Annotated in this window: 8 protein-coding genes; 3 read left to right on the forward strand and 5 right to left on the reverse strand. The window is 39.8% G+C overall.

Going from position 1 to position 12,823, the window contains the following annotated elements:
- Nucleotides 1-38: 38 nt before the first annotated feature.
- From P178_RS0104150 to P178_RS0104160, 3 genes are all read left to right on the forward strand, one after another.
- Nucleotides 39-938 (forward strand): alpha/beta hydrolase, encoded by a 900-nt coding sequence (locus P178_RS0104150; RefSeq protein ID WP_027065034.1) that lies wholly within the window; start codon nt 39-41, stop codon nt 936-938.
- Between the two features lie 112 nt (nt 939-1,050).
- Nucleotides 1,051-1,515, forward strand: a complete 465-nt coding sequence (locus P178_RS0104155; RefSeq protein ID WP_027065035.1) for a (2Fe-2S)-binding protein — start codon at nt 1,051-1,053, stop codon at nt 1,513-1,515.
- Between the two features lie 17 nt (nt 1,516-1,532).
- On the forward strand, nt 1,533-3,791 hold the full coding sequence (locus P178_RS0104160; RefSeq protein WP_027065036.1) for a xanthine dehydrogenase family protein molybdopterin-binding subunit: 2,259 nt from the start codon (nt 1,533-1,535) through the stop codon (nt 3,789-3,791).
- Nucleotides 3,792-3,986: 195 nt separating this feature from the next.
- Here the strand turns inward: P178_RS0104160 and ppgK are convergent, their stop codons facing one another.
- The 5 genes from ppgK to P178_RS0104185 all read right to left on the reverse strand — a co-directional run bounded on the left by ppgK (nt 3,987) and on the right by P178_RS0104185 (nt 12,792).
- Entirely contained in the window at nt 3,987-4,757 is a 771-nt protein-coding gene (gene ppgK / locus P178_RS0104165; RefSeq protein ID WP_036145702.1) for a polyphosphate--glucose phosphotransferase, read from the reverse strand.
- Nucleotides 4,758-4,861: 104 nt separating this feature from the next.
- A complete protein-coding gene (locus tag P178_RS0104170) occupies nt 4,862-6,604 on the reverse strand; it encodes a RagB/SusD family nutrient uptake outer membrane protein (RefSeq protein WP_027065038.1) in 1,743 nt (580 codons plus the stop codon).
- Between the two features lie 15 nt (nt 6,605-6,619).
- The gene (locus tag P178_RS0104175; RefSeq protein WP_027065039.1) at nt 6,620-9,775 is read right to left on the reverse strand and encodes a SusC/RagA family TonB-linked outer membrane protein; all 3,156 of its coding nucleotides are present in this window, start codon (nt 9,773-9,775) and stop codon (nt 6,620-6,622) included.
- 6 nt (nt 9,776-9,781) lie between these two features.
- Complete coding sequence (locus tag P178_RS0104180; RefSeq protein WP_027065040.1) at nt 9,782-11,401, reverse strand: glycoside hydrolase family 32 protein; 1,620 nt, start codon at nt 11,399-11,401, stop codon at nt 9,782-9,784.
- Nucleotides 11,402-11,424: 23 nt separating this feature from the next.
- Complete coding sequence (locus P178_RS0104185; protein ID WP_027065041.1) at nt 11,425-12,792, reverse strand: sugar porter family MFS transporter; 1,368 nt, start codon at nt 12,790-12,792, stop codon at nt 11,425-11,427.
- Nucleotides 12,793-12,823 lie beyond the last annotated feature (31 nt).

Consider the following 12,823-nt stretch of genomic DNA (forward strand, 5'->3'; position numbering starts at 1 on the left):
TCAATTAAATTACCTAACAAACTGAAAACGTACTTACAATGAAAATAACAAAACTCTTAATTTTCCTATTGGTCTTACAGATTTCCCAAACGTCTTGTAGTCAAAAATCCAATCCTGTGATTTCTCTATTTCCAAAGGGTACCGTATTGCATGGTAATATAGCCTACAATAATGACACCTTACCGAAACACCTTTTGGATATTTACCTTCCGTCCAACGCAAAGGGTAAGGTTCCCTTAATTGTATTTGTTCATGGAGGTGGATGGATTGGTAATGACAAGTATGCCGACATCGGTTATATGAAAAATACGGTGGCAGAAATCATAAATAAGGGATATGCTCTGGCTTCAATAGATTACCGATTTGCAACACAGGCCATTTTTCCGGCCCAGATTCAGGACTGTAACCGCGCGGTTTCCTTTTTATTCGATAATGCTGAAAAGTATGGTTTTGACACAGAACGGTTTGCCTTGATGGGTTTTTCCGCTGGAGGACATTTGGCTTCGTTTCAAGGACTATCGAACAATGACCAAGTTGACGACTTCTTTATGCCAGGCACATCCCATGATTTTTCATTTAAAGCGGTTGTAGATTTCTACGGACCATCTGAATTAATTCTATTTCCTGGAGCCATTGACCCCAAATCACCTGAGGCATTGCTGATAGGTGCCGCACCGCTTGACCGACCAGACCTTGCAAAGACCGCTAGCCCTACCACTTATGTGGATGCGAATGACCCACCATTTTTGTTAATACATGGTGAAATGGACGATTTGGTTTCCCCGAGACAATCTCAATTATTAAGTGCTTGGTTAACTGTAAAGGGTGTGGAAAACGAATTAATAATCGTCCCTGACGCGCCGCATTTCGGAGAAATGTTCGATGTAGGAAACATTCGTACTAAAGTCCTGGCGTTTCTGGAAAGGCATTTGAAATGAAAATTGGAAAAATCTTAATTCTTTTGAATTCAGATTGTTCAATTATATAATACACTGTAGTAATTATATATTTTTCGTAATTTGAATCTATTCATCTACTTACACTAAAATCATGGCAAAATTCAATCTAAAAATTAACGGGCTAACACAAGAAGTTGATGTCGATCCAACAACACCTATGCTTTGGGTATTAAGGGACCACGTAAAATTGGCAGGGACTAAATATGGTTGCGGAATCGCCCAATGTGGGGCATGTACTGTGCATTTAGATGATAATGCCGTTCGTTCATGCCAACTGCCGGTTTCAGCGGTTGGTGAGCAAGAAATTACCACTATTGAAGGTTTATCAGAGAACGGTAACCATCCCGTTCAAAAAGCTTGGTTGGAAATTGATGTGCCTCAATGTGGATATTGCCAAGCGGGACAGATAATGTCAGCTTCCGCCTTGTTAAAAAGAAACCCAAATCCTTCCAATGAAGAAATTGAAACGGCCATGAACGGTAACATTTGTCGCTGCGGAACGTATACCAGAATAAAAAAGGCCATTAAAACAGCCGCAAATGCAGAAAACGTTTAATTAGAAAAAATCAGAAGATGACAAAGATAAACACGCATATTGGACGTAGGGCTTTTATTAGGAATACGAGTTTGGCAAGTGGGGGATTGGTCCTCGGATTCAGTTTTTTAAATTCCTGTAAGCCGGAACAAGCAAAAGAGATGGCCGGTACAGAAATGCCCAACGAATGGTTCGAGATTAATTCGTATCTGAAAATTGGGGATAACGGGATGGTGACCGTTTACACACCAAATCCCGAATTCGGTCAGAATATTAGAACATCGATGCCCATGTTGGTGGCAGAAGAGTTGGATGTGGATTGGATAAATGTGGTGGTAGAGCAGGCACCCTATCATGCAGAAAAATATGGCTTTCAACTTACAGGAGGTAGCACGGGAATAAAAGCAAGATGGATACCTCTTCGAATGGCAGGTGCAACAGCAAAACAGATGTTGATAGCCGCGGCTGCAAAAACATGGCAGGTTCCCGCAGAAGAAATCACTACTCAAGGAGGAATATTGCAACACACAGCAACAAAAAAATCGGCCGGGTACGGAGAAATGGCTTCGGTTGCGGCAACACTTGATGTACCTGTAGAAGTGCAATTGAAAGAAGTTAAAGACTTTAAGCTTATCAGCCGCTCCCATAAAAATGTAGATGCAAAAAAGATTATAACCGGTGAATCCATGTTTGGTATGGATTATCAAAAGGACGGCATGCTGATAGCTATGATCGTACATCCTCCTGCATTTGGAATGACCTTGAAATCGGTTGATGACGAGGAAGTGAAAGCCATGCCAGGCATCAAGGATGTGATAACCATCAAAAGTTTTAAGGAGGGATTTCAAAAACACGGGTTTGACACTAACGCTTTTCCTGAATTGGTGGCAATAGTCGGCAATACTACATGGGAAGTCATGCAGGCCAAAAAGAAATTAAATGCAGAATGGAAGCCGATTTCTGCAACTACTGAAATTGTGAACGGTTTTTTTGGAAAGGAAACAAGAAATACCCCTGCGGGATTAGAATCCACACAGGGCCACAAAGCACAGATGGAGGCTCTTTCAGCGATACCTGGAAATATCGTCCGAAAGGATGGAGATCCAGAGGCTGCCTTCAAAAAAGCGACAAAAATTTTAGAGAGAAGCTATTCGGCCCCTTTTCTTGCCCACAATAGCATGGAGCCTATAAATGCTTTTGCGCATGTGGAAGGTAATAAAGTAAAAATTGCGGCACCCATCCAGATTCCATCCTTTATCATTCCTACGCTAGAAAGCAGTTTGGGAATACCGAAGGAAAATATTGAAATGGAAATGCCAAGAATGGGAGGTGGTTTTGGAAGAAAGGGCTATGCCCACTTTGTGGTGGAAGCGGCCTTAATTTCGCAAAAAGTAAATGCTCCCGTAAAATTAATTTATAGCCGTGAAGATGACATGACGACCGGTATTTATCGTCCTGCTTACCACGCAACCTATCGCGCGGCTTTTGACGAAAATAATAATTTAACAGCGTTACATATAAAAGCGGGCGGTATTCCAGAAAGCCCATTGTTCGCCAATCGTTTTCCGGCAGGGGCGATCGATAATTATTTGGCGGAAGAATGGTCCATTGATTCCAATATTACGGTTGGTGCTTTCCGCGCTCCCCGTTCCAATTTTATGGCCGGTGCCGAACAGGCATTTTTGGACGAAGTGGCAGAAGTCATGGGCAAAGACGCTATTCAATTTCGATTGGACCTACTAAAACGTGCCAAGGAAAACCCGGTTGGGGAAGATAACCAGTACGACGCTGAACGCTATGCCGGAGTTTTGGAATTGGTTCGGGAAAAATCGGCTTGGAAACAAAATGATGAGTCGAAACATCGTGGTGTCGCGGCCTATTTTTGTCATAACTCCTATGCAGCGCATGTACTGGATCTAAAGATGGAAAACGGTAGACCTGTGGTGGAAAAAGTAGTTTGCGCCATTGATTGCGGGGTAGTGGTAAATCCCGATGCGGCCACGAACATGGCGGAAGGTGCCATAACCGATGGTGTTGGCAATGCCTTTTTTGGGGAACTTACCTTTAAGGACGGGGTGCCACAGAAAAATAATTTCCACCAATATCAAATGATCCGTATGAAAGAAGCGCCAAAAGAGATTGATGTGCATTTTGTGCAGAATGAAATCGACCCAACGGGAATGGGAGAACCTCCGTTTCCCCCTGTTTTCGGGGCGGTGGCCAATGCCCTATATAAAGCCACGGGGCAACGGCATTATAGTCAGCCATTTGTTAAAGAGAAAGCTGTTGTAGGATAGTTGATTATACCCCTTTAAAGGATGACCTTTTCAGAACAGTGATTATGACTTCATTTATTAGCGGATTCATTTTTTAAAAAATGGTCTTAAGAATCAAACCTTTTTAAGAAATTCTACAATTTCCTCAATTCGTCCTACTAACTCGCTGTTTAAAAGAACAGATGAAGTATATGTTATAAATCCATAAGTACAATTTTAGAATTCATTAATTTGATCACTAATATTTAGTTGAGATTCTGCATAAAGTGCTGCGCCAATAATACCGGCATCATTTTCAAAATGTGCCACCCGTAATGGCACATCTACTGATAAGTAACTACTAAATTTTTTATATTTCTTACTTAATCCGCCTCCAATTATAAAATGGTCTGGCGACATTACCCTTTTCAAATGTGTAAGGAAGTAATCAAAACGCCCTGCCCATTCTTTCAATTCCAAATTATCTTTTTTCCTTGTGAGTCCAGAAGCAAAAAATTCAATTGGTTCACCATTTTCATATAAAACACGACCCATTTCGATATTTGGTATTAATATATGATTATAAAAAACCCCTGTCCCCAAACCGGTGCCTATAGTTACCATAATCACTTTACCTTTTAAACCGTTACCAACACCTAATTGCATTTCCGCCAATCCAGCTAAATCAGCATCATTTCCTAGATGGAATTTGGTGTTCGGACATGCCGCCTCAAAGAGTTCATCAACTTGTACATTGACCCAGTCATCCATCATATTTCCCGCTGTCATACATTTACCATCTACAACTACCATCGGAAAACTGCATCCGATATTACCTTGCCAATTCAACCGACGAACCAATTCTTCAACGGTTTTCGCTACGGCCTCCGGATGTGCAGGCTGCGGAGTCGCAAAACGAAGTCTTTCGGAAATCAATTTCCCGTTTTCTGTTTCTACGATGGCTCCTTTAATTCCTGAGCCACCAATATCCAAACCTAATATTTCCATATTTACTTTCAACAAATTAAAAAAGCACGGGAAACAACCCCCGTGCTTTTACAAACTAACTCAACTAACTCAGATTACTGAATTTTCTTGAATGATAAAGTCCTCTAATATCCTGGGTTTTGAACATAGAGACCTCCAGTAAAATCAATTTCTCTTTGCGGTATCGGATAATATTCATCTCGCCCAGATGTAAATTGAGCATTGGCAAGAAAATCTCTTTTTGTCCTTTCCACCGCCAAATAGGCATTTAGCGTTTCTTCCGCAATCCCCCATCTTACCAGGTCATACCATCTATGACCCTCCATCGCAAACTCCAACCTTCTTTCGAACATAAGCGCCTTCCACGCAAAATCCTTGGATGGAAACGAGTCATATGTGCCAATGGCATAGATATCGATTGCGCCAGCATCCAAAGGTCTTTGTGTGCTTGCTGCCGCACGATTCCTGACTTGATTAATTATTGGCAAAGCTTCATCCCATCGATCTAATTGAATCAAGGCTTCAGCCTTCCAAAGGAGAACATCGGCATATCTAATGAAATCTACATTCTTTGATGTGCCCACAAATGGGCCCTCTTTTACATAGCAAGAACAATCCGGAGCTTGTTGTTCTTTCATATTTCCAAAATATCCATAAACACCCGGATCACGAGCCCAACTGAAATTATAGACCATATCTCCTGAATCATTTACAGTGTTCCTATATTTAAAAGGTCTTCCTGGTATGCCAACGGTATGATCAATCCTTGGGTCAACACTCAGACCAGCATCTGGTGGAGTAGTACCATTTTCACTTAAATTGGTGAATATATCTGCCTCGTTGAAAGTATCCAAAAGCGGTAGTCCATCACCATCCGTTTTAAAGGAGTTAACTATATTCTGGCTGGCCAAATGAAATCCACAACATCCATAAAGCCCTGTACCATGTGGCGAATTTAAACCGGTCACAAAACTTACCCTTCCTACGGTGGTACCATCATTAATAGAGAATTGTGCTGCCCAAATTGATTCTGGACCATTATCAAAACCATCTAAGAAATTTTCTCCAAAATCCGGTTGTAGACTACCGGTAACTTCATCTACATAGTCAATCACTTCTTGTAAACGTGCAGTATTGATATTGGTTACTTGGTGTTGTTCATTCTGCTCATAAGCTTGGAAAAGTCGTAATTTAGCTAAATAAGCCGCTGCAGCATTTCGGTCCGCCCTTCCTACTTGTTCTTGTGATTGGGGCAGATTATCAAAGGCAAAAAGAAAGTCCTCGGCAATAGTATTCCATAACGCATCATTATCCACATCATTTGAGGTCTGTGCAATTTCTTCTTGGGTTAAATTTTCTGTGATATATGGAATTTTCTTGAAAATTAATTTGAGCATAAAATGCGAATGTGCCCTTAGAAAGCGTAATTCTGCTTGTCTAGTCGTTTTTTGGGCATACTCACCATCAGGGATATCATTGATAACGGATAGTGCAAAGTTTGCCCTTGATATTGCTTTATAAAAATCGGTCCAAGTTCTAGGGGCCATGAAATCGCCCATATCCGCAATGGTAAGATTATATTGCTCGTACCTGTCTATCTCTCCAACATCCCCGCGGCCGCCACCGCCTTTGTAAGCATCATCCGAACGTACACTGCCATACACCCATTGGTGGGTCAATGGCCCAATCATTTCATCATTTGCAATACCGGCATATGCGGCAATTACCAAAGATTCGGCATTCTCGGCCGTTGCCACATTTTCACTGGACAAAACACCTTCTGGTTCGTATTCTAAATAATTATCGGAACAGGCAGTGAGCACTAAGGTTGCGCATATCACTGTAGTTATTATTTTATTATATTTCATGATCATCGCTATTTATTAAAAGTTAATATTCAAGCCTACTGAATATACTGTAGGTACAGGAATTCTATTTACGTCTGTTCTTTCTGGATCGGAACCAATATATCCTTTTGGGGTAAACCAAAATAAATTCTCCCCTTGTAAATAGATTCGAAGTCCGGTCATACCTGCCATCTTACCGATAATATCAGTTGGTAAAGAATATCCTACTTGTAAATTTCTTATTTTAAAATAGGAGTTGTTTCTAAAGATGTAGTCTGAAGTATCCGTAAAATTGTTCACCAATGATAATGAAGGAATCGTAGAACTTGTATTTTGAGGATTCCAAGCATTCAAAACACCAAGCCCTGCATTATCCCTTCCCTGAACAAAATTATTCCAGAAAATGTAGGAATCAACTCCTATACGACCTGCAACACCTGAACCGAAAACTGAAAAATCAAAATTTTTGTAACCTACATCCAATCGAATACCATACTCCAAATCAGGAAGGGTATTACCAATAAAATCACGGTCATTACTATCAATAACGCCATTATTGTCTACATCCACTATTTTTATACCACCTAGTCTGGCGTTACCCGTTTGAACACCTCCAGTAGGATGGGAATCAACATCTGCCTGACTTTGAAAAAGTCCGTCAGTTCTGTATCCGAATATCGCAGTTTGAGATTGACCAAGAATTGAATTTTGAGCAGTACCAGGAAATGCCGCTCTAACCTCTTCAGGAAGAAAGGTGATTTCATCTTTAAAGGCACCAAAATTTGTAGAAACCCCTAAAGAAAATCCATTATCCCAAACATTGGAATATCCAACATTTAATTCCCATCCTTTAGCAGCCGTTGCAGCGCCGTTCAATACCCGTTGTTGCCCTTCTCCAATTACAGATGCAATTGGTGGGGTAGTCAAGATATCCGTAGTTTCCCTGGTAAAATAATCAAAGGAACCGCTAATTTTATTGTTCAAAAACCCAAAATCAATACCATAGTTCCATTCTTTGGTAGTTTCCCATTTCAAGTTAGGGTTCGGAGCTTGGGTAGAAACAAATCCTGAAGGTAATGTACCTGTGTTATTACCATTAATGTCATAGGCAGTACCTACATTATAATAAATTTCGAAAAATCCTCCTGTCAATTGTGCTTGGTTTTGACCATATCTTGATTCGTACAAACCAAATCTTGCTGTATTACCGATTTCCTGATTTCCTACTTCTCCATAACCCGCCCTAAGCTTTAAATTGGAAATCAACTCATTATCCTTTAAAAATTCTTCTTGACTAATTCTCCAACCCAATGTTGCGGCCGGGAAAACACCATATCTATTATTCGCGCCAAATCTTGAAGAACCATCTCTACGAATGGTAAAGGATGCTAGGTATTTATCATCGAATCCATAATTCAATTTTCCAAATTGAGAAGCAAGGCTATATTGCGTGGAAATACCATTATTTGTTCTTGCTCCTGTAGCAGCAGAAAGTACAAAATAGGATTCCTGTTCAACTGCAAAATCATCGGCTTGTGCAAAAATGGTATCAAAATCCTCTCTTATGGTCTCAATACCTAATAGGGCGCCAAATCTGTGTTTTCCAATTTCCAAATTATAATTCAAGGTGTTTGAAAACGTTAATGTTCTTAACTTGTTGGTATCAAAAATCAGCCTATTATTATTTCTTGTTACAAACCCGTTAAATACTTTAGGCTCGATATTTTTCCTTTTGAAATCACTGAAATCTATTCCTAAACTAGAGCGGAACTTAAGATTGTCTAAAATACTGATCTCAGCAAATACATTTCCAAAGAAGTTATTTTTAGTAGCATTGTCCCATCTGTTCAAATATTGCATCAATAATGGATTATTTCTATCTGAATATCCAGCCCCTAATGGACCTGCAAACTCGCCATTGGTATCGTATACCGGAATTGTGGGTGCCAATGTAATTGACAAACCTGTAGTAGCTGCACCCCCAACATCACTTGAAACCAATGTTTCATTTGATGTGGAAATTTGTGTGTTCACTCCAAATTTTACCCTGTCGTTGAAAAGGTTAGTGGTTCCATTAATTTTTGCAGTATATCTATCATAACCAGTATATTTTAACATACCAGTATTCTTAAGATAGCCTAGATTAATCAATAAAGAAGACTTTTCTGTACCTGTGGAAACGGTAACCTCATTATTAAACACATATCCTGTTTCATATACCTCGTCTTGCCAGTTGGTATCTCCGGCAGGAACATTTGAATCACCACCAACAAAAGGCTGAACAGCCACACCGTTAAGAACTGGATTAGTAAAATCATTGTTCCAGTTAAAATTGTATATTTCACCGTAACCAGCATTTGGGTCCGCTCCATCATTTACGGATGCGCGCCATAAGGCTTCGCCACGTTGTTGGGAACTCAACATATCATAACGTTGATTCCGCTCGGATTGAGTCGATAGGTTGGAATTGATGCTTACCGTAAGACGTTCCCCTTTAAGACCACCTTTTGTACTTACCACAATAACCCCATTTGCAGCTCTTGACCCATATATTGAAGAGGCCGAAGCATCTTTTAAAACTTGAATGGATTCTATTGTCGCAGGATTTAAACTCGCGAATACCTCTTGCCGTTTTGTTGGCACACCATCTATGATGTATAGCGGATCATTATTCCCTAAAGTGGTAAGTCCTCTTATTAGTATTCTGCTGTTTAGACCGGTAGGATCACCGGATTTTTCAATGAAAAGACCACCAACCCGTCCTTGTAAAGCCTGCATGGCATTACCAGAACTTAAACTTTGACCTTCTATTGGAGCAATATCCACTACTGTAACGGCCCCTGTTAAATCTACCTTTCGTTCGGTGGAATATCCTGTCAATACTACTTCATCAAGCTGTTGTGCGTCCTCTTGTAGCGAAACATTTATCTGTGATTGGCCGTTAACGGGAACTTCCATTCTAGTAAATCCAATATAGCTAAAGACAAGTGTTGCATCACCAGCTACATTGTTCAATTCATAATTACCATCAAAATCCGTGGTCGTACCAGTTGTAGTTCCTTTTATAATTACCGAAGTTCCAGGTAAAGGAAAACCATCATCGGAGGAGGTGACCGTACCTGTAATTTGTCCCTGGGCCAACAGACCTATCGGAACAAGTACCATTAATAATAGCAAGAGTTTTAATTTCATAATTGTTTAGTTTAAGTTAAATTTAAGTTGATGTATTTCTATGTATTCGAGTTTGGATTCTTCTGATGGAGCCTCAAAATAGAGACTATCGAATGGGGCTTTCGGAAAGAATATTTCTGTCATTACGGTTTGGCCATCATCAAAAAATAATTCTATGGAAGTTTTATCGAGGACTATTGTTCCAGTCCAATCCTTTTGAGTAGCGATTTTTGGAGCTATGGCAATCCTGTCACTGAATTTTTTTGAAAAATCAGTGATTCCCGCCTTATTTCTATCCACAAAGTAATTATCCTTTGTTGCATCAAAACCGAAACGTAAACTATCTCCTTCACTGTTCGACAGTTCAAAAGTGTAAACGCCATCAACTAAATCTTCTACTTTAAAGTTAATTTGGGCACGTGTAAAATCGATTGCCTTAGAAGTGGTCAACAAGGTCTTTCCTTCAAGTAGAACATCGGAATTTTTAAGTTTCTCACTCGCAAATTCATTGAGTTCAGGAACAGGATTAGCAACTAAGCGAAACGTATTTTCGCCCTTTGTTAATTCTAACGTACGTGCTATTGTCATGGCACTGCGCCATTTTTCAGTAGGTACCTCGTTGGCATATAGCCAATTAGACATCCATCCCATAAATAGCTTACTACCATCTTTGTTTTCAATATTTGAAAAAGTCACGCCCGCATAATCGTCACGACCATAATCTACCCAGAAACTATGCTCTTTTCCCATCTCCTGCTTGAATGATTCATCCAAAATAAAATTTGAACCATCAAAATCACCTACAAAATATTGGGTGGCCGAACCTGTATTGGGCCCACCAGGATTTATACTTACCAACAAAACCCACTTTTTTTCTGAACTGCCAATGATTGGTAATTGAAAGAAATCTGGACATTCCCATACGCCATCATGATTACCGATACCTTCTCCAAAACTTGTAAGTTTCTCCCATGATTTTAAGTCCTTTGAGGTATAGAATTGTATTTCTTGGCCTGCGGCCAAAACCATTGTCCATCTTTTCTTCTGTTCATCCCAACTAACTTTAGGATCTCTAAAATCCCTAGCACCCGGATTCTTTAAAACTGGATTGTCTTTGTATTTTGTCCATGTAAGACCTTCATCTAACGAATAGGCAACACTTTGATTTTCGACGTCTATTTCACCGGTTTTCTCTTTTTTAGGGTCATGGCTGGTGAAAATTGCAACAATAGGAGTTTTGCCATCTGCTCCAAAGCCTGATGTATTCTCATGGTCTACAACGGCACTACCTGAAAAAATATATCCTAAATCGTCTGGGTATAAGGCTATAGGTTGCTCTTTCCAATTGAATAGATCGGTACTAATGGCATGCCCCCAATGCATAGGCCCCCAAGTGGTACCATCAGGATAATGTTGAAAATAGAGATGGTAATATCCGTTATAAAAGAACATTCCATTTGGATCGTTCATCCATCCTGTAGCTGGTGTAAAATGGAAATTTGGACGGTAGAACGCTTCATTTGAACTGGCAAGCGTATCTTGTTCACTTTGAACTTGGCCATTGTTCTTTTCCTTAGGGTTTTTACAAGAAACCACCATTGAAAAAATTCCTATTATTATTGCGAACCTGAATATTTTATTTTTCATCCTTTTTAATTCTTTATATAACATTAATTTGCTTTCTGTTCTGCATGACCAATGATATCGTCTGTTCTATTCTTTCTTCCTTTTATAAGTTTATTACTAAGTTCTTCTAGCGAAATTCCCTTGGTCTCTGGCATAATAAATGCCACGAACAACAATTGTAAAATCATCATAAAAGCAAAAATGGCGAATACGGTACCAGCACCTATGGAGGTAAAAAGAACTGGAACCAATGAGGGTATAATAGCGGCTAAAATCCAATGAACCGAACTACCGAACGATTGACCAGAACCTCTTAAATGATTTGGGAAGATTTCAGAAATGAACACCCAGATTACTGTTCCCTGTCCTATGGCATGTGCCGCAATAAAGAGAAATAAGAAAATGGGAACTGCCATGCCTTCCCAATTAAGGAAAAAAGCACAAGCTACTAATGATAGGGAAATTATGTAACCAACAGAACCTATATACATTAGTTGTTTCCTACCTAGCCGGTCAATAAGAAAGACACCTAAAAGTGTAAAAAGCATATTGGTCACTCCTATTCCAATACTGCTTAAAAGTGCCGTACTTTCTCCTAGACCTGCTTCTTCGAATATTCTTGGGGCATAATAAAGAAATGCATTGATGCCAGAAAATTGGTTGAACATGGCAATTAAAAAAGCCAACATGAGCGGAAACCTATATTTTTTAATAAATATGTTTTCCCCGGAAACAATGTTTTCGCTTTCTGTCTTAATCTCTAACATTAATGCTTCTGGATCTTGATCAGGATTGATAAGTCGCAATACTTTTTTTGCTTCGTCTGTGCGCATTTTGGTCAACAACCATCTTGGGCTTTTTGGAACCGTTAATACAAATAGGGTATAGATAAATGCAGGTATAGCCTCTACACCGATCATCCATCGCCACGCATTTTCTCCAATACCGCTTAACAAGTAGTTGGATAAGAATGCTACTAAAATGCCGAATACGATATTAAACTGATAAAGCCCTACCAATTTTCCCCGGTCTTTTGCCGGAGCTATTTCTGAGATGTATGCCGGAGCCGCTATGGTTGATGCGCCGACTCCCAGACCACCAATAAACCTGAATATTGCGAAAGTTATTGGATCATTGGCAAAAGCTGAACCTAGGGCAGATAATGTATAAAGTATACCTATCCATAATAAAGTCTTCTTTCTCCCAATCTTGTTCGTGGGAATCCCACCCAAAATTGCACCTACCACGGTTCCCCATAAAGCCATTGCCATAACAACTGTACCATGGAACATATCGGAAGATTGCCATAGGGCCTGTAGTTTTTTATCAGCACCTGATATCACAACAGTATCAAAGCCAAAAAGAAAACCAGCTAGTGCAGCGGTAATCGACCAAATCCATATTTTTCTCATAATCGTAATTCTCTAGTACGGTTACTAAAGT

The organism is Maribacter sp. Hel_I_7 (assembly GCF_000688315.1).
Classification (GTDB): Bacteria; Bacteroidota; Bacteroidia; order Flavobacteriales; family Flavobacteriaceae; genus Maribacter; species Maribacter stanieri.

Coding starts and splice junctions, on each gene's coding strand:
- P178_RS0104155 (WP_027065035.1), top strand. CDS start 1,051: ATGGCAAAATTCAATCTAAAAATTAACGGGCTAACACAAGAAGTTGAT.
- P178_RS0104185 (WP_027065041.1), bottom strand. CDS start 12,792: ATGAGAAAAATATGGATTTGGTCGATTACCGCTGCACTAGCTGGTTTT.
- P178_RS0104150 (WP_027065034.1), top strand. CDS start 39: ATGAAAATAACAAAACTCTTAATTTTCCTATTGGTCTTACAGATTTCC.
- P178_RS0104160 (WP_027065036.1), top strand. CDS start 1,533: ATGACAAAGATAAACACGCATATTGGACGTAGGGCTTTTATTAGGAAT.
- P178_RS0104170 (WP_027065038.1), bottom strand. CDS start 6,604: ATGAAATATAATAAAATAATAACTACAGTGATATGCGCAACCTTAGTG.
- P178_RS0104175 (WP_027065039.1), bottom strand. CDS start 9,775: ATGAAATTAAAACTCTTGCTATTATTAATGGTACTTGTTCCGATAGGT.
- P178_RS0104180 (WP_027065040.1), bottom strand. CDS start 11,401: ATGAAAAATAAAATATTCAGGTTCGCAATAATAATAGGAATTTTTTCA.
- ppgK (WP_036145702.1), bottom strand. CDS start 4,757: ATGGAAATATTAGGTTTGGATATTGGTGGCTCAGGAATTAAAGGAGCC.